Annotated in this window: 16 protein-coding genes and 1 tRNA gene; 9 read left to right on the forward strand and 8 right to left on the reverse strand. The window is 63.5% G+C overall.

What is annotated here, in order from left to right; all coding sequences use genetic code 11:
* The first annotated feature begins 94 nt into the window (after positions 1-94).
* Positions 95-1102: an OmpA/MotB family protein gene (locus tag H145_RS0107725; protein ID WP_019947568.1), complete on the forward strand. Its 1008-nt coding sequence runs from the start codon at positions 95-97 to the stop codon at positions 1100-1102.
* Between the two features lie 225 nt (positions 1103-1327).
* On the opposite strand, the gene H145_RS0107730 is transcribed toward H145_RS0107725, so the two are convergent.
* Positions 1328-2467: a cystathionine gamma-synthase gene (locus tag H145_RS0107730; protein WP_019947569.1), complete on the reverse strand. Its 1140-nt coding sequence runs from the start codon at positions 2465-2467 to the stop codon at positions 1328-1330.
* 177 nt (positions 2468-2644) lie between these two features.
* On the opposite strand from H145_RS0107730, the gene H145_RS0107735 reads away from it, so the two are divergent.
* From H145_RS0107735 to H145_RS0107750, 4 genes are all read left to right on the forward strand, one after another.
* Positions 2645-3355, forward strand: coding sequence for a TVP38/TMEM64 family protein (locus H145_RS0107735; protein ID WP_019947570.1), 711 nt, complete (start codon positions 2645-2647; stop codon positions 3353-3355).
* Positions 3356-3490: 135 nt separating this feature from the next.
* Positions 3491-3564: transfer RNA gene (locus tag H145_RS0107740), tRNA-Arg, on the forward strand.
* 296 nt (positions 3565-3860) lie between these two features.
* Entirely contained in the window at positions 3861-4877 is a 1017-nt protein-coding gene (locus tag H145_RS0107745; RefSeq protein ID WP_019947571.1) for an NAD(P)/FAD-dependent oxidoreductase, read from the forward strand.
* 101 nt (positions 4878-4978) lie between these two features.
* Entirely contained in the window at positions 4979-5305 is a 327-nt protein-coding gene (locus tag H145_RS0107750; protein WP_019947572.1) for a 2Fe-2S iron-sulfur cluster-binding protein, read from the forward strand.
* A 93-nt stretch (positions 5306-5398) separates the two neighbouring features.
* Here the strand turns inward: H145_RS0107750 and H145_RS0107755 are convergent, their stop codons facing one another.
* Positions 5399-5758: a hypothetical protein gene (locus tag H145_RS0107755; RefSeq protein WP_019947573.1), complete on the reverse strand. Its 360-nt coding sequence runs from the start codon at positions 5756-5758 to the stop codon at positions 5399-5401.
* Between the two features lie 220 nt (positions 5759-5978).
* On the reverse strand, positions 5979-12290 hold the full coding sequence (locus H145_RS20425) for an alpha-2-macroglobulin family protein (protein ID WP_019947574.1): 6312 nt from the start codon (positions 12288-12290) through the stop codon (positions 5979-5981).
* Between the two features lie 223 nt (positions 12291-12513).
* On the opposite strand from H145_RS20425, the gene H145_RS0107765 reads away from it, so the two are divergent.
* Positions 12514-13227 carry a porin family protein gene (locus H145_RS0107765; protein WP_019947575.1) on the forward strand — a complete coding sequence of 238 codons (714 nt, stop codon included), beginning with the start codon at positions 12514-12516 and terminating at the stop codon, positions 13225-13227.
* A gap of 76 nt (positions 13228-13303) precedes the next feature.
* Here H145_RS0107765 and H145_RS22665 read toward each other — a convergent pair whose 3' ends face one another.
* Positions 13304-13885, reverse strand: a complete 582-nt coding sequence (locus H145_RS22665; protein ID WP_019947576.1) for a DinB family protein — start codon at positions 13883-13885, stop codon at positions 13304-13306.
* Positions 13886-14012: 127 nt separating this feature from the next.
* On the opposite strand from H145_RS22665, the gene H145_RS0107775 reads away from it, so the two are divergent.
* Together H145_RS0107775 and H145_RS0107780 are read left to right on the forward strand one after the other, a co-directional pair.
* On the forward strand, positions 14013-14996 hold the full coding sequence (locus H145_RS0107775) for a hypothetical protein (RefSeq protein WP_019947577.1): 984 nt from the start codon (positions 14013-14015) through the stop codon (positions 14994-14996).
* Between the two features lie 223 nt (positions 14997-15219).
* Positions 15220-16278: a ComEA family DNA-binding protein gene (locus tag H145_RS0107780; protein ID WP_083937720.1), complete on the forward strand. Its 1059-nt coding sequence runs from the start codon at positions 15220-15222 to the stop codon at positions 16276-16278.
* A 114-nt stretch (positions 16279-16392) separates the two neighbouring features.
* Here H145_RS0107780 and H145_RS20435 read toward each other — a convergent pair whose 3' ends face one another.
* A complete protein-coding gene (locus tag H145_RS20435; protein WP_169513173.1) occupies positions 16393-17175 on the reverse strand; it encodes a phosphatase PAP2 family protein in 783 nt (260 codons plus the stop codon).
* A gap of 153 nt (positions 17176-17328) precedes the next feature.
* Positions 17329-18216, reverse strand: coding sequence for a hypothetical protein (locus H145_RS0107790; protein WP_019947580.1), 888 nt, complete (start codon positions 18214-18216; stop codon positions 17329-17331).
* A gap of 176 nt (positions 18217-18392) precedes the next feature.
* Between H145_RS0107790 and H145_RS0107795 the strand changes: the two genes are divergently transcribed.
* Positions 18393-18584, forward strand: a complete 192-nt coding sequence (locus tag H145_RS0107795; protein WP_019947581.1) for a cold-shock protein — start codon at positions 18393-18395, stop codon at positions 18582-18584.
* Between the two features lie 145 nt (positions 18585-18729).
* On the opposite strand, the gene H145_RS0107800 is transcribed toward H145_RS0107795, so the two are convergent.
* Positions 18730-19218 (reverse strand): gliding motility lipoprotein GldH, encoded by a 489-nt coding sequence (locus H145_RS0107800; protein ID WP_019947582.1) that lies wholly within the window; start codon positions 19216-19218, stop codon positions 18730-18732.
* A 32-nt stretch (positions 19219-19250) separates the two neighbouring features.
* Positions 19251-20897 (reverse strand): PSP1 domain-containing protein, encoded by a 1647-nt coding sequence (ricT, locus tag H145_RS20440; protein WP_169513174.1) that lies wholly within the window; start codon positions 20895-20897, stop codon positions 19251-19253.
* Between the last annotated feature and the right edge of the window lie 382 nt (positions 20898-21279).

Genomic DNA, 21279 nt, shown 5'->3' on the forward strand with positions numbered 1-21279 from the left:
GGTCTGGCGCCGATGCCGCCAACAGGCTGTATCTTGCCGGAAGCCGCCCCCCGGGCCGGCCCAGTTTTCCGTTGACATTCGACTCCCTTTCGAAGTGAAAAACCTCTCCCCTGCCGCCCTGGTTTTGGGCGCCCTGCTGGCTTCTGCGGCCCTGCCCGGCTGCGTGGCCTCCAAGAAATACGACGATTTGCGCGCCCGCCAGGCCAGCACCGAGCAGGCCAAAACCGAGGCCGAGCGCCAGAACCGGAAGGCCGTAGCCGAGCTGCAGAAGGCCTCGGAGGAGCTGAGCCGGCTGCGCCTGCAGAACCGCCGTCTCACCGACGACTCGACCGAAACCGGCCGCAACTTGGCCCGCACCCGCCAGCTCTACGACCAGCTCACCGACAGCTACGACCGGCTGCTGAAAAACTCGGACCGCACGCTGGCCAACAAAACCACCGACTACAACAAAGTAGCCCAGGACCTGGCCCGCCGCGAGGCCGAACTGGGCGAGCTGGACCAGAGCCTGAAAAAGAGCCGCGCCGACATCGACCGCCTCAACCAGGACCTGACGGCCCGCGAAGCCAAGCTGGGCGAGCTGCAGAAGGCGCTGGCCGAGAAGGACCGCGCCGTGGACGCGCTCCGGAACAGCGTGAGCAACGCCCTGCGCGGCTATAAGGGCACCGAGCTGCAGGTAGAAATGCGCAACGGCAAGGTGTACGTGTCGCTTTCCGAGCAGCTGCTGTTCAAAACCGGCTCGACCAAAGTCGACCCCAAGGGCCAGGAGGCCCTGCGCCAGTTGGCCACCCTGCTCCAGCAGCAGCCCGACGTGAACGTGGTAGTGGAAGGCCACACCGACAACGTGCCCTTCAGCCGGGCCGTGGGCTCGATGACCGATAACTGGGACCTGAGCGTGCTGCGGGCCACCGAAATTGCCCGCCTGCTCACGGCCGGCGGCGTGGCCCCCGAGCGCGTGACGGCCTCGGGCCGCTCGCAGTACGTGCCCGTGGCTCCCAACACCACGGCCGAAAGCAAAGCCCTCAACCGCCGCACCGAAATCATCCTCACGCCCAAGCTCAACGAGCTGTTCAAAATTCTCGACTCGAATTCGGCGGGCAAGTAGCCATATGGGAATAGGTGAGGGTGTCAGCCCCGGAGGGGCGACATATCGGTAGCAAGCAATAGTACAGAACAGCAAAGCCCCAGCGGGGCGACACCAACCGTTGAACCGGTTGTGTCGCCCCGCTGGGGCTTCGTCTATAGTATGCAGGATGATTTATTACCGATGTGTCGCCCCGCCGGGGCTACTGACCATAATAATCAGCTCACTCATTCACCGAAGCACTCATTATCCGATGGCCTGCTTTAAATCGGCCAGCAGGTCCTCGATGTCTTCGATGCCCACGCTGAGGCGGATCAGCGAGTCGGACAGGCCGGACTTGCGGCGCTGCTCGGCCGGGATGCTGGCGTGCGTCATAGTAGCGGGGTGGCCCGAGAGGCTTTCGACGCCGCCCAGGCTTTCGGCCAGTGTGAAGAGCTGGAGCTTTTCGAGCACGGCAATGGCGTCGGCCTGCTCGTCACCTTTCAGCACAAACGACACCATGCCGCCAAAGTCGCGCATTTGCTTGGCGGCAATGGCGCGGTTGGGGTGGGTTGAGAGGCCGGGCCAGTACACCTTGCCCACTTTGGGGTGCTGCTGCAGGTACTCGGCCACGCGGCGGCCGTTTTCGCAGTGGCGTTGCATGCGCACGTGCAGGGTTTTGAGGCCCCGCAGCACCAGGAAGCAATCCTGGGGGCCGGGTGTGCCGCCGCACGAGTTCTGGTAGAACGCCAGCTGATCGGCCAGCTCCTCGTTGTCCATCACCAGCGCGCCCATCACCACGTCGGAGTGGCCGCCCATGTACTTAGTAAGCGAGTACACCACGATGTCGGCGCCCAGTTCGAGCGGGGTCTGCAGGTAGGGCGTCGAGAAGGTGTTATCGACGGCCAGCAGCGCGCCGGCCTTTTTGGCCACGGCCGCTGCAGCGGCAATATCGATGATGTTGAGCAGCGGATTGCTGGGCGTTTCCACCCAAATCAGCTTCGTGCGCTCGGTTACGGCCGCCTCAACGGCCGCCATGTCGTGCATGGGCACAAACTGGAAGTTGATGCCGTAGGGCGCGTATACCTTCGTGAAGAGCCGGTAGGAGCCGCCGTACAGGTCGTCGGTGCAGACAACCTCGTCGCCGGGCTTGAGCAGCTTCATCACGCAGTCGATGGCGGCCATGCCCGAGGCGAAGGCCAGGCCCTGCCGGCCGTTGTCGAGAGCGGCCAGCGCGTCCTGAAGCTGGGTGCGGGTGGGGTTGTGGGTGCGCGAGTATTCGTAGCCTTTGTTCTGGCCGGGCGAGGTCTGAACGTAGGTGGAAGTCTGATAAATCGGCGTCATGATGGCCCCGGTAGCGGGGTCGGGATGCACGCCGGCATGGATGGCCTTGGTTCCGAATTTCATTGGCAGCAAGCGGTAAGCAGGTGGAAAATCAGTTGCCCGCCAAAGGTACGAGGCTTTGGCGGAGTGCCCTTTGGGCCGGGCGCCGGCGGGCGTGGCTCAGCCATTGGTGCCGTTCTTACGTTCTTAGCGGCGGGCCGCTCCTGCCTGAGCTGGCCGGCTTCGTTGCTGCTTTCGTCTATGTCGTTTCTGAAAACCCTCTTTTCCCAGAATAAATCCACCCTCACGGCGCTGGTGCTGCTCACGGTGCTGCCTATCATCGGCGACAGCGTGCTGACCTGGACGCTGCACGAAAACCAGCACTGGCTGCGCAACCCCAGCCTGGGCCTGATGGTGCTCTACTTCGTGATAGTAGCTGCCACTATGACCCTTTCGCTCACCCATACCACGGTGGTTGTGCTGGTAACGGCCTTTTTCTTCGGCTGGGAAGGTTTCCCGGGCATGTTGCTGACCTATATGCTGGCCGCCTACGGGGGCTACCTCATCGCCCGCAGCCTCGACAAGGGCAAGCTCATCCGGCTGCTGGAGCAGTTTCCGAAGGCGCACGCCGTAATGGGCGAAATGCGCGCCGACAGCTGGCGGCTGGTACTGCTCACGCGTCTCTCGCCGGTGCTGCCCTTCGCCCTCATCACGTTTATCCTAACGGTGATGGGCGTGCCGAAGCGGCAGTTTCTGACGGCCTCGGTTATCGGGATGCTGCCCCGCACGCTGTTTTTCTACTGGCTCGGCACCAAAGCCCAGGATGTGCTGCAACTCATCCAGAGCCCCGATACGGGCACGGCGGGCAAGGTACTGGTGGTAACGCTGCTGGCCGTATCGGCTTTCGGCCTGTATTTCGTGTTCACGCGGGCCCTGAAGCGGACTTTACAGCGCGGCGAGGCAGCGGAATAAAAAAAATCGGACTGCTATTCAGCCGTTTGCAGGCTGACAGCACACTTTTTTTGCCTGCCGGTTTGCGGGGCCCGAATTTTAGCTGCTATCTTTGCACAACCAAAACGGATAAACGCATCCGCACAACGGTAAAATGGTTGCGTAGCTCAACTGGATAGAGCATCTGACTACGAATCAGAAGGTTTAAGGTTCGACTCCTTACGTGACCACATAAAACGCCCTCGGCATTGCGCTGAGGGCGTTTTTTTGTTCATCGGCCCACCTGTTTGCCAGCCGCGGTACCAGTGTATTTTGGCAGCTGTGGGCTGCAGGGCGCAGCAGGCCGGGGCCTGATGCCGGATACTTGGCTGTTGCGGTAGGCTTTAGGCGGACGGGCTGCGTATCTTTGCGGCCGCGTAGCGCCCGGCTTCGGCAGTTGCCGGGCCTTTCGGCCAACGATTTGGCCGGTTTTGTTGTTATGCGTGCGGCCCCGATGGGGCCGTATGGCTTATCTTTCGCTTACTCCATGACCAATTCCATTTCGACCGATATCTGCATTATCGGGGCGGGCCCGGTGGGGCTGTTTGCCGTTTTTGAGGCCGGGCTGCTGAAGCTGCGCTGCCACGTTGTCGATGCCCTGCCGCAGGTGGGCGGGCAGCTGTCGGAAATCTACCCCAAGAAGCCGATTTACGACATTCCGGGCTTCCCCGAGATTCTGGCCGGCGACCTGGTAACCAACCTGATGCGCCAGATTGAGCCCTTCCACCCCACCTTCACGCTCGGCGAGCGGGTGGAGGAGTTCCGCAAGCTCGATGACGGCTCGTTTGAGTTGAAAACCACCGACGGCACCGAAATCAGCTGCAAAGCCGTGGCCATTGCCGGCGGCCTGGGTTCGTTCGAGCCCCGCAAGCCGGCCATCGACGAGCTGACCAACTTCGAGAACGGCAAGGGCGTGCATTACATGGTGCGCGACCCCGAAACGTTCCGCGACCAGCGCCTGGTAATTGCCGGCGGTGGCGACTCGGCCCTCGACTGGACGATTTTCCTGGCTAATGTGGCTAAGGAGGTAACGCTGGTGCACCGCGGCACCACGTTCCGCGGCGCCGCCGATTCGGCCGAGAAGGTGCAGAAGCTGCACGAGGCCGGCAAGGTGAACCTGGTGCTCAGCTCCAACGTGACCCACGTGCACGGCAACGGCCGCCTGAATGCCGTAACCATCACGGCCAACGGCGGCGAGGCCAAGCAGGTGGAGGTAGATTCGTTTATTCCGCTGTTCGGCCTCACGCCCAAGCTCGGCCCGATTGGCGAGTGGGGCCTGGGCATCGACGAAAATGCGGTAGAAGTGAATACCGTCGACTACTCGACTTCCGTACCCGGCATCTACGCCATCGGCGACATCAACACCTACCCCGGCAAGCTGAAGCTGATTTTGTGCGGCTTCCACGAGGCCGCTCTCATGTGCCAGGGCGCGTTCAAGTACATCTACCCCGACAAAAAATACACCCTCAAGTACACCACCGTAAACGGGGTACCTACTCTTTAAAATGTAGCTGCAAGCTACAAGCCTCAAGCTGCAAGCATGTTCGACCCCAATCCGGACGCCTGAAGCTTGTAGCTTGTGGCTTGAAGCCTGAAGCTTACAACATGTCTGACGAAGTACGGGTGTACGTGGAGGAGTCTCCCGGCCACCGCCACGAAATTGTAGGCCCTACCGACATGGGGCTGAGCTTGATGGAACTCATGAAGGCCGATGGCTACGACATTCAGGCCACCTGCGGCGGGATGGCGCTCTGCGGCACCTGCCACGTAGAAGTGCTGGCCGGCCCCGAACTGCCCGAGCCCTCCGACGATGAACTGGCCATGCTCGAAAGCCTGCCCGTGATGACCCAGGGCAGCCGCCTTTCCTGCCAGATTCGCCTCAATCCGCGCATTGATGGGCTGGTGGTGCGCCTGATGCCCCAAGAGGCGTAAACAGCAGCCGGCCCAGTTGCCTTGCTATGGTAGCCTATAAAAAAGAGCCGTTTCGCGGGTGCGAAACGGCTCTTTTTTATAGGCTGGATTCTATTAGCGGCGGCCGGTTTTGCGTTTGATAACGGTTTTACGCTCCTCGGCGGGGGCCGGCGCGGGGGTGGCCGGGGTGGTTTTTTCGGCTTCGACCTGCGCAGCCAGGTGGGCGGCTTTGGCAGCGGCCTCAGCCGCAGCTTCGGCGGCGCGGGCCTTCTCTTCTACGGCTTCGATGGCGGCGGCCCGCTTGCGGCGTACGGGCATCAGAAAGTCGCGCTCGGCGCGCTCCTGGGCCGACAGGTCTTCTTCGCCGGGCAGGCTGGTGGGGGTAATCGTAGCGGCCGCTTTGGCATCGTCCTGGGCCCAGGCGGGGGCGCCGGCCAGTAGCAGCGCGGGGAGTAGCACAAGTAGTTTACGCATCAGCTTTTCTCTTTTTCCTTCAGTAAACGAGGGGCAAAGGTACGGCCTGAGTTGGCCAAACTCAACCCCGCCGACCGAGTTCGGGCTGAGTTCAGGCCGGAATAGGGCTTAGCGGAATGTAAGCGGCGAAAAAAAATCCTACCACCCAAAGCGCAACTATTATCTGCATCAACCCGCTACCGGAAGCCTTGCCCGCGGTAGGCCAGGCTTCCGGTTCGCGCTATTTCTGCCCGGCAATACTTACCCGCGTACCGGCCGAGTGGGTGGTGAATTCGGGCGCGTAGAGGCACTGCAGCTGCGAGAGGCCGCCGCTGAAATTGCCCGCCTGCGCCGCCCGCAGCCGGTACTCGAAGGTATGGGTACCCTTGGGAAAATAGCTGATGAAAAAGTTGGTAGCCGCGTCGCGGGGGCTCTCGTAGTAGCCCAGGCCGCTTTGGTAGCGGTAGCCGCTGGTCTGGGCGATGAGCTCCAGGCCGGCGGCGCGCTGGTCCTTGAGATGCACGTACTCCAGGTCGCGGTCGGCGCACAGTATCAGGCGCACCACCAGCACGTCGCCCACCCGTAGCGGCGCGGCGGGTGTGAGGGGCTCCAGCACGGGGCCGGCGGCGGTGCGCTGCTCGCGGTAGAGGCGGCGCTCCAGCTGCAAGCCGGTAGCGGCGGGCGTTACCTTATCAAGCTGCTCGAAATACTGCCAGTACAGAGCGCCCCAGGCCACCCCGGCATCGGGCTTGCGCACCGTTACGCGGCCCTGGGCGGGCTTGATTTCAGTGGCGGGCCAGCTGATTTTGTAGTAGCCGGTGCCGGCCTGCTGGCTCGTGGGCTGGGCGGGCTGGCCGCCTACCGTTACCGTGAGCGGCTCGGCGGCGGGCTTCAGCCAGTCGGAGCCGCGCAGCAGCAGGGCGTAGCAGGCGTCGGCGGTGGCGCGGGTGCTGGCCCAGTTCTGCACCTGCTTTTGCTTGAGCAGCCAGAGCTTTAGTTCATCCACGGCCCGCTGGTCGTTTTTGATTTCGTCGTAGGCTTCGATGAGTGTGGCCTGGGTTTCGGTGGGGGCCTCGCGCCAGTAGTAACCGGGGCGCACGTCTTTCCAGTACATCCCCAGCTCAGGGCTGTGGAGGGCGTTTTCGCTGAGCGCAGTCATGATTTGACCCACGGCGGCGGACTGCGTTTTGGCCCGGTGCAGGGCCAGCGCCGTCTGGGCCTGCAGGTAGCGGGTGCGGCCGGGCCAGTAGGTGGCAGCCTGTTGCTGGTAGTACGCCCAAGCCGGCTGGGCTGCCTTGGGCACGACTACGGCCGGCCAGAAGCTGCGAGCGTACAGGGCCTGAATCTGCACATCGTTCAGGTGGTCGGCCTTCAAATCGACCTTGGGCTGCTTGCACAAACGGGCGTAATCCTGCTGCAGCTCGCCATCGAGGTAGGCCAGCGCATTTTGCAGCAGCGGGCGGGCCTGCTCGTCCTGCATGGCATCGAATGCGCCCAGGCGTTGCAGCTTGCCGAAGCCGGCCACAATAAGCTGGGTGATGTAGCGGTCGGCGGGCATCTTTTCAAACCACGGGAAAGCACCGTCGGGGAGTTGCTGCTGGCGTAGCTTGGCCAGGGCGCGGGCAGTTTCGGCTTTCAGGCGAGGCTCATCGAACAGCTCGGCGAGGCGGCGCATGCGCTCGGTTTCGCTCTGGGCGTCGCGCAGCCAGGGCGTTTCCTGGAGCAGCAGGTTTTTGAGCTCCTGGTTCTGCTCCAGCTTGCTGCTCAGGGCCGCTTGGTCGCCGGCCTGGGCGGCGCGCTGCCACTCGGCCAGCGTGGTGCGCAGGGCCGGGCTGCTTTGCAGAATTTTGGCGGCCAGCAGGTTGGCGTAGAGGCGGCTGAACACCTGCTCGGAGCACTCGTAGGGGTACTCCATCAGGTAGGGCAGCGCCTGCACGGCGTACCAGGCCGGGTTGGGCGTCATTTCCAGCGTGAGCGAGTAGTTGCGCCGGGTGGCCGAGGTGGTGCTGGTCAGCTTCTGCAGCTCGAACTCGCGGGTGGCCGGCCCCACAATCGGCAGCGGCAGGCTCTCGGTAATCAGCAGCCGGTTGGGTAGCACCGGCAGCGTGTTCTGCTCGCCATCCTCGACAGTTGTTTGGTTTCTGGTTTCTGGTTTCTGGTTTTTGGCCTCCTTGCGAGCCTTGCGGCCCTTAATTCTTAATTCTTCATTATTAATTACTAATTGACCTTTAGCTACCACCTTGTAGGTTACGGCCTCCAAAGGCATCTGGCCCTCGGCAGTTTCGGGCAGGGTGAGGCTCCAGCTCAAGGCCTGGCTTTGGTTGGCAGGCAGGTTGAAGGCGAGTTGGGCAGGACTTTGCAGCAGCCGGGCTTCGAGGGGCTGCTGGGTGCGGGCGTCGAGCAGGAAAATCTGGGCGGTGCCGGTCAGAACTTCGGCGGTGAGGTTGCTAAGCTTGGCCTGAAAGATGAGCTGGTCGCCTTCGCGGAAGAAGCGCGGCGCGTTGGCCGTGATTTGCAGCTTCTTTTGCGTCACCAGCTCGCGGCGCAGCTGGCCGGTGCGCAGCTGCCGGTCGTGGGCCAGGGCCAGCAGCTGCCAGCGCGTCACGGCCTCAGGCATCTGGAATTCGAGCACAGTTTCGCCCTGGGCATTGGTACGCAATGCGGGCAGCCAGAAGGCCGTTTCGCGGAAGTCGGTGCGGGCCTGCACCTGGCTTAGGTCGGGCCGGGACGCCGACTGGCCTTGCTCTGCACTGGTTTCTTCTATTTGAACTCCGGCCACTTTTCCGGCAAGCGCGCTGGCCATTGGTGCAGGCGCCGCCATATCGGCCGCCTCGGCATACCCCGTCACAACTACTTCACTTAGCTGCTTGCTATCGGCACTCATCGCCACATTCATGCGAAGCGTTCCTCTACTGCGCCGCGCAACAGCATCCTCCCTCAGATAGCCCCACATATTCAGGTGCGGGTACTCCACTTCGTCGGGCGACTCGCCATGCGGCTGCGTATCAAACAGTTCCTGCCCTTCTTCTGTACCAAAACGCCCCTGCCAGGCCAGAATAGCCGCGTAAAATCGTTCTGGCAGCGTCAATGGCTGGAAATTATGGGTCCGGAACACGTCGAGCGACTGGTCGTAGAGCGTGGCCAGCAGCTCGGCGTCGGCGGGCTTGCCGTTGGTTTGCTTGATGGTAACGCGCCAGGTTTCCTGCTGGCCGGGCTGCAGCTTGTCGCGGAACGTGGCAATATCGAGCAGCAGCGGGGCGGGCGGTTCGGCCACTTGTACCGGGGCCGTGTGGGTGTAGAGGCGGTTGTCGCCTACCTGCGTGAAGTGCACGTAGAGCTGGCCCTCGCCCAGTGCGGCGGGCACGGGCACCTCCACCACGCGCTGTTCGCCAGCGCGCAGCGTCAGCCACTCCGAGCGCAGCGGCCGGCCGTTGGCTTCGGCAGCCAGCAGCACGCGGGCGCCGGCCAGCGAGCTGCCCACCAGAAAGCGGGCCACGCCGCCGGGCCGCACGCTGTCCTGCAGGGCCACAAACCAATCGGTGGTGGGCACTGGCAGCCGGGCGGCGGCCGGGTCGAAAAGGGTGAAGAACTGCTCGGCTTTAGCAGTCGGCTGGCCCGGTTTGGCGGGCGCCGCGGTGGCTTCGAGCAAATAGCGGCCGGGCTCCTGACGGGCCAACTGGGCGGCCAGTTCGGGTAGCTGAGGCGTTTTTTCGGTATTGAAGGGCAGCGTGGCTACCAGCGTGCGGGCCCAGGTGCTGTCGTTGTCTTCCAGAGCGTAAGCATCAAGCGGAAACTGGCGGCGAAACTCCTCGCGGCTCAGGCCCTCACGCTCGGGCCGCGGCCACGCACGCGGCCGAAAGGCGGTGGCGGGCGGCGTGAGGCGGTACAGGTGCAGCTCGCCCGTGGCGGGCAACGCCTCGCCGGTGGCGTTGGTGCTCAACAGCTGCAACTCAGTTGTTGCTGGCAGCTCGGCGCGGTTGAGCAGCGCGGGCAGCTGCAGGCGTAGCGTGAGGGCCGCGGCACCGAGGCTGATGCGCTGCTGGCCGCTGCGGGTTTCGCCGGCTGCGTCCGTCACATCGGCCGTTACCTCGAACACGTAGCCCGGCCCGCCGGGGCCACGCTTGCCACCAGGACTGTTTTCATCAGCCTGCGCTACGAACGTAATGGCGAAGCCGCCAGCCGAATCGGTACGGGCCGTGCCGCTGGTAATTTCCTGCTCGGCCGGGCCACCGCCGCCGTAAAAGCCGCGCCCAAACCAGGGCCAGAACGTGCGCCGCACCACCCGGTACTGCACCGTGGCGCCATCGACGGGCTGGCCGGCGTAGGCCGTAGCCGTGCCGCGCACCGTGACGGGCTGCCCCAGCACGGGCGTGCCCTGCACCGGCGCCAGCGCCACCCGGAACGTGGGCCGCTTGTAGTCCTCGACGGAGAAATATGCATTCCGCGGGTCGTCCGCCGCACTGGCCACTAGGCTCATCTGGCCGTTCAGCAAGCCGGTGGGCAGCACGAAGGAGCCATGGAAGGAGCCGAATTTATTGGTTTGGAATTCGGCCCGCTGCACTACCTGCCCGTTCACGTCATGCAGCTCCACCGTCTCCTTGAAATCGGCCAGCACCCGTGCCTGGCCCTTGCGCTTTTCGGCAACAATTCCTTTGAAATAGATGGTTTGCCCGGGCCGGTAAATGGCCCGGTCGGTGTACAGGAAGGTGGTGCTTTCCGAATCGTCCTCGTCGTCGTTCAGGTCACGGCGTGCGCCATAGTAGCCGTGGCCTTCGGTCATCAGCAGCGAGTCGGGGCCCTGCGTAAGCAGCGCCGCCCGCAGTTGCGTGTTCTGGCCCGTTTTTATCTCAACCGGAACCTGCGCAATGCCTTCGGAGCTGGTGGTTTGCGCCGCGCCGCGCCGCTGCTCGTACTGGCGCTTGGCTTGGTTATAAAATTGAAAAAACGGCAGCACTCGTACGCCCGCCAGCGGCGCGCCGGTCTGGCGGTGCAGCACCAGCAGCTCGGGCCCATCGGTGTTAGCAGCACTGCGGCGCAGGTGGCTCAGCTCGCTTACCGGCACCTCACCAAAGGCCGTCACGATGCCGGGCTGCTCTTTAGTGGGGTTGGTGGGCGTGGTGCTGAGCACGATGAGGTAGCGGCCCAGCGGCAAGGAGGGGCCGGCCTGCTGCACCGTATGGCTGCGAAAATCGGCCGGGCCGGGCACGTCCAGCGTCCAGGTGGCGGCGGGCTTGGCGGCCAGGGCGCGGGCGTAGCGCTGCTGCAGGGTCTTGTTCTGGTACAGCTCGGGCTGCTCCAGCTGCCGCAGCTGCTGAGCCGCGCTCAGGCGGTAGGCCGTGGCGTACAGGCGCGGGGCATTGCGCACGGTCAGCTGCAGCAGCCAGGGCTGATTGGGCAGCAGCACGTCCTCGGTGGTAAAGCCGATTTCTACGCGCTCCAACTCCTGGCGCAAAACTGCTGCCTGCCCGGCCCCGCGTGTTTTAGGAAACCGCTGCTCTACGGCCAACGCCAGCGCGTGGGCTTTGGAGGGGTCGTCCTGCTGCCAGCTGGCGGCCTCGGCGGCACCAAACTCGGCGGCCACCGGCGTAGCCTGGTAGGCATCGGCAGCCCGCCGGAGGGCGGCGCGGTATAGCGCGGTTTTGTTTTCCAGCGTGGCGTGCTGCTGCACGAACTCCAGGCGCTGCAAATCGGCGTCGGCCAGGGCCTCGGGGGCTGTGGTGGCAGTTTGGAGGCGGAAGGCCAGCAGCTGCTGCAACACCTGCAGGGCATGAAACTGGCCGTTGAGCGAGTCGGCGGCCGGGGCTTCCAGCTTCAGACGAACAAACTCGGCGGCGGGGCCGAACAGTTGGGGGTCAGTCAGGCGGAACTGCTGGGCGGGCCGGGTGATGTATAGCTCGTCGTTGCCCAGGCCCTCCACGGCCCGGAAAGCCAGCAAATCATACAGCGTGGGGCGGCGGGCGCGGCCGGCAGCATCGGCCCCGCGGCTGAGGTAGCCTAATTCGGACAGCCGGAGCTGCTGCTGGCGCCGGGGCTCATCGGCCACCGAGGCCCGGTAGTGCTCCACCACGGCGGCCCCGAGGCGGGCGGCGCCCCAGGTGCGCAGGTCGGCGCGGCTCTGGTCGGCCGTGTCGGGGCGGGCGGCGTTGGTGCGGCTGTACAGCTGATAGCGGTGTTGCTGATAATAGTGGGTGTAGAGCTGGGCCAGCAGGCTGTGGAGCACCGGCCGGGCCGGAAACTGCGCCGTTTGCAGGTCGGCCTCCAGCAGCGCAATGCTTTTTACATCGGCCTCTTCCTCCTTGTTTTCGAGCAGCCGCAGCTTGTAAAGCAGCGTGCGCACGTATTCGGGTGCGGCCTGGGGCCGGCGGCGCGCCTGCTGATAGAGCGGCTCCAGCAGCTTGGCGGCCGAGGCCGTCTGCCCCTTAGCCAGCAGTTGGTCAATTTTTAGCCAGACGGCGGCATTAGGCCCCTCGGGACTGCCGGGCGGCGTCGTTTGCGAAGAACCAGGGGTGAGCAGCATCAGTAGGGCGAAGAGGCAGAGCAGGAAGGAGCGCATAGGGCTAGAACGAAAGAGAAAGGCAACTTACTAAGATGAGGATGCCAACAGGCACCGAATTGCACAAAGCCCTTCACAGAATAAATATTTTAACACTGATTATCAGTTATATATATATTTTCACAATAAATGAGGAACTATTTATCTATACAAAGTGAGGAAGCGACTTATGTGGCTGAAAAATTGCTATAACCGAATTTCACCTTTTTATCTTCCTTTCATCATGCTCACACCAACCCGCACGCTTCTGCTCGCCACAATCCTAACGCTAGGTGGCACCACATGGGCTCAGGCCCAGGTAACTGTAGGCCCCCGCGTTGGACTGAATCTGGCCAATGTATCTTACAAAACGGATGATAAGGACGATGAGCCGGACACAAAACTGCTGATTTCTCCACAGGCTGGCATTACGCTGAATGCCGCTTTCGGCAATCTGGCCCTTCAGCCCTCGTTATTGTTTTCGCAGAAGGGTTTTAAGGTAAAAGAATCTGATAACGTCGGTCCGGCTAGCTATGAGATAGAAAGCAATACTCGGCTCAATTACCTGGAACTCCCCGTGAACCTGGTATACACGACCGGCGGCACGGAAGGCTTTCAGGTATTTGCCGGCCCCTACATTGGGGTAGGCCTTGGAGGTAAGCAAAAGTCTACCTACACCGTTTCCGGCCCCGGAATAGACGAATCAGGATCAGAAACTACTAAGATCAAGTTTGCAGGCAAGGAAAAAGACAATTCGGATGATTTCTACATTAACCAGCCTGATTATGGTTTCAATGGAGGAATTGGCTATAAGAAAGGCCCTATACAGGCGCAATTAGGCTATTCTTTGGGCCTGAATACGCTCGTATCGAAGGATAGTGACGGGAAGCGTCCAGATGATATCAAGGTACACAACCGGGTTATCCAGTTTTCGCTCAGCTACTTTTTCGGCTCGTAATCTGCCACGTTAGCACGCAGCACAAAGCCCTGTCGGAATCATCCGGCAGGGCTTTGTGCTGCATAACGATGGCGGTCTATTTGCTGCTCGTCAGGCCGTCGAGCACTTGTTCGGCCTGCTGCAGATGGCGCTTGAGGTGCTCGACCAGCAACTCGAAGGCATCGGGTAGCGGCGGCAGCAGCAGCGGCACCACCGGGTTGGGGATGCGGATGGCGTTCATGTTGATGCGGCGGGCCTGGCTGAGCAGGTTGCTCAGCTCGTCGAGCTGGCGGGTGAACACCTCCACCACCGTGCGCGGCAGCCGCGAGCCGCTGGGCGCGTACTGCTGGGGCGACTTGAGCGGTTTTTCGGCGGCCGGCACACGCATGGCTGCCGTCAGTTTCTGGCCGAAGTAGCCGTGCTTCACGGTGGCCGCCGGGCGGGTGTTGCGATGCTGGGCCGCCTGAATTTTGCGGCTCATAACGGGCAGATAAAGGCCCCCAATCAGGTTGAGGTGCTCCAGGCACTGGCCCACGCTCCAGCGGCCCGGCCCCGGCCCGCGGTTGAGCTGGTCGCTGTCGAGCACCCGAAAACGGCGGTTGGCCACCTCGCGCACCCGCTCTACATCGGCAGTCAGGGCATCCAGAAATTCGGCAGTGGTAGCAGGATAGGCAGACATAATAGCGGGTAGTAAAGGACGGGTTTGCGCCGTAATGATACGCGAAGCCGGCCGGTTCGGCAACGGCCGGCGGCCAATTCGTGGCCCCATTACCCGGAAATTGCCGGCTGAACGCTACTTTCGGACCATGCTTTCGTTCTTTTCACGCTTCGTTCTGCTCCTTCTGCCATTACTGGGCGCGCTGTTGCTGCCAGTGGGCCGGGCCCGGGCCCAGGCCGCGCCCAATCCCGGCGAGAATATCCCGTTTCTGGTCACGTTCGGGGCCCAGGCCGACCCCAGCTGGGGCGACGACGACTTCAGCCAGACCTTCTTTTTCCTGGTGCCCAAAGAGCGCCGCCAGCCGGTGTACATCCGCGTGTTCGACCCCGATTGCGGCGGCCGCCACGACGAGCCCAAGGGCAACTGGAACACCACCACCAGCTTCAGCCTCTATGGCGGCCCCGATGCCCACTCGGCCCCCGATGCCCGCGCCACCAGCCCCAAGGGAAAGTACCGCGCCGGCACGCTGCTGGCCCAGAAAACCTTCGGCGCCGAGCCCACCTACGACAACCGCTGGTACACGTTCGGCCCCCTCAATCCGCTCGAAGGCGAGCTGACGCCCGAGTTCGATGGCTACGTATTCAAGCTGATTGCCCAGGGACTGCGCGGCGACGATGGCAACCTGTACCGCTACTTTCTGAGCTCCTCGCCCACCGAAAACGTGCCCGTGGAGGGCGGCAACGCCTTCACCTACGAATACTCGTTCCGGCTCACGCCGGTAGTCGGCGCCAAAACCCACCTCTACCCCTTCGTGAACGACCGGGTAGTGAGCATCCGGCAGAGCAATTTCGATGTGGATGGCGGCGTGCAGCTGAAGATTTTCAGCGTAGCCAAAAACGGCCACCCGGCCACTGTGAGCGGCAACAACACCTGGGCCGCCAGCACCCATGCCGTGGTGGCCAAAGAGCACGGCCTCTCGCTTGATTTCCAGCTTACCACCCTCTCCAAAGCCCCCAACGACCTGGTTTTCTTCGTTACCGACCAGTACGATGTGGCCCTACCCTTCTTCGCCATCCCGCTCGGCGGCCCGCCCCGCTACCGCTACGAGGTGGAGGTGAAGATGCGGGAGTGAGTTGTTCGTCGTCAGGATAATGGGAATGTCATTCTGAGCGCAGCGAAGAATCTCGCGTGCCAAAGCAACTCTATCGTTAGGGTTACCACTGCCCGCGAGATTCTTCGCTGCGCTCAGAATGACATTACCGTTATCCTGACAGCGAACAACTGTCAACTAATTTGGCTTTGTGCGGAATTCCGGTTAAACTGAGCGACTTATGTAGTGCTAAGCCGTATCCGTTATGCCTTCCGCCGCCCCGGGGCCCCAGCCGCCTGCCCGTCGTCGTAGCCGCCAGAACGCTGCCGGGCCGCTGGCGGGCCTACGCCGGGCCGTGCGGCGCTACTTCGGCTTTTCGCGCCGCGAAACCTCGGGTTTACTTGTGCTTTTGGCGCTGCTGGTTTTGCTGCTGGCGCTGCCCCCGCTGCTGCGCCCCGCCCTGCCTGCCTACGACCCCGCGCCCGACCAGCGCCGCCTCGATGCTTGGGCCGCCGAGCTGGCCGCCCGCCGCGTTGCCCGGCCCGCCTACGGGAACCGCTACGCCAGCCGCTATCCGCGCCGCTACCCCGTCCGCGAGCGGGTGCCCCAGGTGCCGCTGGCGCCCTTCGACCCCAACACGTTTTCGGCCCGCGACTGGCAGGCGCGCGGGCTGCCCGCCTGGCTGGCCGAGCGTCTGGTGAAGTACCGCACCGTGGTGGGCGGCTTCCGGGCCAAGGAGCAGCTGCGCAAAGCCTACGGCCTCTCCGATACCACCTACGCCCGCCTGGCGCCCTACATCCAGCTGCCCGAGCAGCTGCCGCCCCGCGAGAAGCGCACGTTTGCCAAAAACGAGCGATTTTCCGAGCGCAAGCCTTTCGAGGCCCGGCCCGGTTTCGTGCCCAAGCCCCGCAACCTCGCGGCGTTCGATCTGAACGCAGCCGACACCACTCAGCTGATGCAGATTCGGGGCATCGGGCGGGGCTATGCGCGGCGGGTGGTGGAGTATGGCCAGCGCCTGGGCGGATTTCGGCACGAAGACCAGCTAGCCGAAATATTCGCCCTGCGCGACGCGCCCGACCTCATCGACAGCCTGCGCAAGTACACTTTTGTGGCCCCCGGCTTCGTCCCCGCCCGCCTCGACGTGAATGCCGCTTCCTTCGAAGTGCTGCAGGCCCACCCCTACCTGGGCAAGCGCCTGGCCCGCGTGCTGGTGGCCTACCGGCAGCAGCACGGCCCCTTCCAGCAACCCACCGACCTGCGCAAAATCCGCATCCTCGACGAGGCCACCTACGAAAAGCTGCTGCCTTATATAGTGGTGAGGTGAAATGGTGAGATGGTGAGTTTAATGTTCCAGGGGCCTGACTGCGCCGCTTGTGCCGGTAGGCCCCTGGAACATCAAACTCACCATTTCACCATCTCACCACCTCACCATTTCACCTCACTGCCTCACCACTAGCACGGCGCCAATGGCGCCGCCGGGGGCGTAGGTGGGCAGCAACAGCAGCTTCTGGCCCAGATGGCCGGGCAGCCGGCGGGCCAGCACCGGGTAGAGCCGCCACACGGTTTCGGCCGACAGAAAGCCGATGCTGGCCCCGGCCACCACGTCGGTGAGCCAGTGACGGTCGTTGAGCATGCGCATGGCCCCGGTGGCCGTGGCCACCGTGTAGCCGGCCACCGACAGCCAGGGACGCCCCCGCCCGAACTGCTCATGCAGCAGTGTGGCCGTCAGGAAGGCATCGGCGGTATGGGCCGAGGGGAAGGAGCTGAAATCGGTGGCTATATCCGGCCGGCGGGTGTGGCTGATGCGCTTGAGGTTGCTGACCAGGCCCGAGCTCAGGGCGTGCGAGAGGCCGTAGCAAGCCGTGAACGGCACTATCCCCCGCTCGCCTTTTACGCCCACGGCAAATAGTCCGTAGGCGGCAGCCACTGGAACGCGCCGGCTATAATCGTCGAGGCTGGAGTGGAAATGCGGGAAGTTTTCGCGGGTTTCCTCGCGCACTTCCTCTTTCATCTCATCCAGAAAATTCTCGTTGCGGCTCACGTAGCCGGCGGCCACCAACACCACGGGCACTGCCACCCGCAACACGGCGGGCCGCACCAGCCACAACGGGCGCGCCGGCACCAAAGCCGAATCGGGCCGGACTGTTGGTTGTGCCACCCCCACCCGGGCCAGGCCAGCTAACAGCAGTATCCCACAGGAACGCAAACCGGAAATCCTCATATACCGCACCATAAAGGCTCGGAAGATAAAGGGTTTGCGCCCGGATTGGTGGTTGCCGACCGCACAAAATTTTGCCCCGCCCTACCTGTTCCAACCGGGCAGGCAAAGCGGGGCAAAATATTACTGGGTATCTATTCCCTGTGCGGCGAAGTTCTACTGCTTTTCGGGCGGGCCGGGAGCCGCGCCGTAGTCGGGCGAGTCGGGGGCGTTGGTGCGCTCATCGGACGCCTGGCCGTAGTTGCGGGCCGCTGCCTGCTTGTCGAGGTCGCCTTTGGCGGGCGAGCCATCGGTGGCGGCCGGCTTCGAGTCGTCGTATTCGTCGTTGTAGGAGCCGCCTTTCGAGCCGAAGCCCTCGGCCTCGCTGCCCTCCGAATTGGCCGAGCCGGCAGCTTTGTAGCCGCTGCGGTCGGCGGAAGTGGGCGGGATGCTGCCGGCCTCGCCGCGGCCGTAGCCGGCGTTGGTGGGCGCCTCGCCAGTGCGCTGGCCCGTGGGGCCGCCCTCGGGGTGGCCGGGCGTGTAGTCTTCGCGCTGGTTGCGGTGCTGCTCGTCGGGGCCGGGCTCAGCGTTTGATTGCCCACCGAGTGAGGAGGTGCCGTAGTTTGGGGCATAGGCCTCCCCTATTCCCTTGGGCGCGTCGTTGTCGTTGCCGAACCGCGGGCCCACGGCCGACTCGGGTGCCTCGTGCCCGGCGCCCACGGCTACGGTGCCGAAGCTGCCGTTTTCAGTTGAGGGGAAACCATCTTCGAGCTGGGCCCGCTCGCCGATGTAACCCGAGGTGGCCGGCGCCTGCACCGGCTGGCCGGCGTAGGTATCGAGGCCGCGGCTGGCCTCGTCGCCGTAGCCGCCTTGGGTAGCACCCAGGTCTGCCTGGCGGCCGAACTCGCCCCGGCTGGCACCGGCTACCTCGTTCTGCTCGTGGCTGAACTCGTCGTTGGCGAAAGGCTGCTCGGCGGGCAGGTTGTGGGGCGTGCGCAGTTCGGGCGGCAGGGCGCTGTTGGGGGTTTCGGGCGTAGTATCGGGTTTCCGGGCGTCGTCGGTCATGGGCTGGGGAGGCTTAGGTGGCATTGCTGCTACATACGTAGCCCCGGCGGCCACGTTCCGCACCCAAGGGCTTTTGTTGCTTTGAAAAACCGTGTAGATTTACCGCGCACAATCGTTGTTGCCATTTACCGCACGCTTTCCCTTCTTTCACTTCCTTCCAACCACCTACCCCTTCTATGAAAACAGGCACAGTTAAGTTTTTCAACGAATCCAAAGGTTTCGGCTTCATCGTGCAGGACGAAAACGGCCAGGAAATCTTCGTTCACCAAACCGGCCTCATCCACGAAATCCGCGAAAATGACCGCGTCAGCTTCGACATCATCGACGGCCGCAAAGGCCAGAACGCGGTGAAAGTAGAGCGGATTTAGTGAGGAGTAAATAGCGAACAGTAACCCGCCGGTCATTCTGAGCGGAGCGAAGAATCTCGCGTGCCACAGCAAATCCTGACGACAGGGTTAGCATGGCACGCGAGATTCTTCGCTCCGCTCAGAATGACCGGCGGGTTATGTTTTACTACTTGCCGGCTTCGTGGCGGGCCACGCGCACACCTACGGCCATAATGCCGGGCAGCTGGTCCTGGCGCATGTATTGCTCCAGCTGCACGCGGTAAGTGCCGGTTTGGCTGAACTCCTGGTTGGGCAGGGCCAAAATGCGGTGGTCGAAAATGTCGCCGCTGCCGTTGCCCAGCGGCTCGCCGGTTTTAGGGTCCAGCAGGTTCATGCCGTGCAGCTTGCGCGAGAGCACCTTCCCGTCGGGGCCCGTGAGCGTGACGCGGGTGTAGAGGTTGTAGTAGCTGTAGTCGGCCGTGTTGCGGATGTTGAGGTACACGTCGTAGCGGGGCGCCGGGTCGGTTATTTCGAACTCGAAGGTGGGTTTGTTCTGCACGGCCCACACGTAGGGGTCGCCAGCCGGCGAGGCCAGATCGATGTTCTTCTCGTAGACTTCGGCCGGGTCGCAGGCCGTCAGCAGCAAGCCGGCAGCCAATGCCAGCAGTCCGCGCATCAAAACAGGCATAGGGTCAGAAAAGCTACGCATCAGGAATCGGTTGGAGGTGGTATGCTGCCGCCGCCGTTGCGGCCCTCTCCGCCCTCGCGGCTCCCCGCCGAGCGGCCCGAGCGGCGGCTGCCCGAGCGGCCCCGGCGCTCGGTGCCCCGGCCTTCGCCGCCTTCGGGGCGGCCAGTGTCCGAACCACCTTCCGAAGCGGCGTTGCGGGGCGGCCGGCCACCTTCGCGACCAGACCGGGGTGCATCGGGGGCGCCACCTTCGGGGGCCGGGCGGCCGGCACCGCGCCGGTTTTCGCCGCGGCCTTCGCCACTGCGGCTCTCGCCGCCCCTGCCGCGGCCCGAGCGGCGGTTGAGGGGCTTGGCAGCGGCCCCGCGGGGCCGGGCGCGCTCCTCGGTGGCTTCGCCGCCTTCGGCAGGGCCAGCGCTTTTGGCCGGCGTGACATCAGTATCCTCGGCGGTGGGCGCGGCGGGGCGGGTCGAGCGCTCGGGGCGGGCGGAGCGCGGTGGGCGGGCGGCAGCCGGGGCCTCGTCGGTGGGCTTCTTTTTGCCGCGCTTGGGGCGCTTGGACGACGAAGACGTGATTTTGTCGTCCAGGCGTTCGAGCGAGCCTTCCACGATGGCCGTTACTTCGGGCGCACGCTCCTCCTCGCGCACCGGCACGAGCAGGGTGTCGGGCTTTTCGCCGCGCTTGTTCATCTCCAGCACCTCGCGCACGCGCTCCACCGGCAGCACCACCCAGTTGTTGTCGCCGCGCACGGCAAACCACATTTTGCGGCGGAAGATGTCAGTTTTCTGCAGCGTGTACTCCCCTTTCTCGGTCAGCAAGGGGCGCTGCACCTGCGGAATGTCCTTTAGGGCGTCGAGGTAGGTATCGAGCTCGTAGTTGAGGCAGCACTTGAGGCGGCCGCACTGGCCCGAAAGCTTGGCCGGGTTCAGGCTCAGGTTCTGGTAGCGGGCGGCGGTGGTGCTCACGCTCTTGAAATCGGAAAGCCAGGTGGAGCAGCACAGCTCGCGGCCGCAGCTGCCGATGCCGCCGAGGCGGCCGGCTTCGTGGCGCAGCGAAATCTGGCGCATTTCCACCCGCACCCGAAACTCGTCGGCCAAGCGCCGGATCAGGTCGCGGAAGTCCACGCGGTCGTCGGCCGAGTAGAAGAACGTGGCGCGGGTGCGGTCGGCCTGGTACTCCACGTCGGAGAGCTTCATGCGCAGGCGCAGTTCCTCCACCACGGCGCGGGCCCGGAACATAGTGCCCGTTTCGAGGTCGCGCACGGCCTGCCAGCGCTCGGCATCGTCGTCGGTGGCCACCCGCAGAATGGGGCGGATGTCCTTGGAGTCGAGGGGCACTTTTTTCTTTTTCATCTGCAGCCGTACCAGCTCGCCCTTGAGCGAAACGTGGCCCAGGTGCCAGCCGCTGCCGGCGGCCTCTACCACCACGGCGTCGCCGGTGATGAGCGGCAGGCGGCTCTGGTTGCGGAAAAAGTCTTTGCGGCCGCCTTTAAAGCGGACTTCCACGATGTCGAACTCTTTAAAGTCGCTGGGCATATCCAGGTCCTGGAGCCAGTCGAATACATTGAGGCGGGTGCAGCCGCTGCTACAGCTACCCTTCGAGCCGCAGCCCGAAGTAGTAGCGTTGGTAGAGCAACCGCCGCCGCCGGAAGAACAGGAGGAACAAGCCACGGCTTGGAGAATCTATATAGGTAAGTCCGCGGCCAATCAGCCAACGGCACGAAATGGGTTATCGACAAAGATAACCAAATAGCCGGGGCAGCTAAGCCCGGCCTTCCCGCCCCTCCTAAGCTGCCCGACTGCTGCCTGCCGCCGGCCGGTCGACTGGCATGAGCGGGCGGGCTGCGCCGGCCGGGACTAGCCGCCGATAAATTTTTCTTCTTCCTGTAGTCCAGCTAAAGCTGAATAATTCTACCGATAGCGGCAGGAGAGGCACTTTATTCGATATGCATTACAAAAGGCCAATGTATATAATTTCGATAATCAAACCGCTTGTATTTTGAAATATCATTAATAAAAGCCTACGTTTGGGACATTGTTCCACCATCCTACC

Source organism: Hymenobacter aerophilus DSM 13606 (assembly GCF_000382225.1).
Taxonomy (GTDB): Bacteria; Bacteroidota; Bacteroidia; order Cytophagales; family Hymenobacteraceae; genus Hymenobacter; species Hymenobacter aerophilus.

What these genes read in the sequence shown, in the direction of transcription:
- H145_RS0107730 (WP_019947569.1), bottom strand. Translation starts at nt 2,467, where the DNA reads ATGAAATTCGGAACCAAGGCCATCCATGCCGGCGTGCATCCCGACCCC.
- H145_RS0107735 (WP_019947570.1), top strand. Translation starts at nt 2,645, where the DNA reads ATGTCGTTTCTGAAAACCCTCTTTTCCCAGAATAAATCCACCCTCACG.
- H145_RS0107745 (WP_019947571.1), top strand. Translation starts at nt 3,861, where the DNA reads ATGACCAATTCCATTTCGACCGATATCTGCATTATCGGGGCGGGCCCG.
- H145_RS0107750 (WP_019947572.1), top strand. Translation starts at nt 4,979, where the DNA reads ATGTCTGACGAAGTACGGGTGTACGTGGAGGAGTCTCCCGGCCACCGC.
- H145_RS0107755 (WP_019947573.1), bottom strand. Translation starts at nt 5,758, where the DNA reads ATGCGTAAACTACTTGTGCTACTCCCCGCGCTGCTACTGGCCGGCGCC.
- H145_RS20425 (WP_019947574.1), bottom strand. Translation starts at nt 12,290, where the DNA reads ATGCGCTCCTTCCTGCTCTGCCTCTTCGCCCTACTGATGCTGCTCACC.
- H145_RS0107765 (WP_019947575.1), top strand. Translation starts at nt 12,514, where the DNA reads ATGCTCACACCAACCCGCACGCTTCTGCTCGCCACAATCCTAACGCTA.
- H145_RS22665 (WP_019947576.1), bottom strand. Translation starts at nt 13,885, where the DNA reads ATGTCTGCCTATCCTGCTACCACTGCCGAATTTCTGGATGCCCTGACT.
- H145_RS0107775 (WP_019947577.1), top strand. Translation starts at nt 14,013, where the DNA reads ATGCTTTCGTTCTTTTCACGCTTCGTTCTGCTCCTTCTGCCATTACTG.
- H145_RS0107780 (WP_083937720.1), top strand. Translation starts at nt 15,220, where the DNA reads ATGCCTTCCGCCGCCCCGGGGCCCCAGCCGCCTGCCCGTCGTCGTAGC.
- H145_RS20435 (WP_169513173.1), bottom strand. Translation starts at nt 17,175, where the DNA reads ATGAGGATTTCCGGTTTGCGTTCCTGTGGGATACTGCTGTTAGCTGGC.
- H145_RS0107790 (WP_019947580.1), bottom strand. Translation starts at nt 18,216, where the DNA reads ATGACCGACGACGCCCGGAAACCCGATACTACGCCCGAAACCCCCAAC.
- H145_RS0107795 (WP_019947581.1), top strand. Translation starts at nt 18,393, where the DNA reads ATGAAAACAGGCACAGTTAAGTTTTTCAACGAATCCAAAGGTTTCGGC.
- H145_RS0107800 (WP_019947582.1), bottom strand. Translation starts at nt 19,218, where the DNA reads ATGCGCGGACTGCTGGCATTGGCTGCCGGCTTGCTGCTGACGGCCTGC.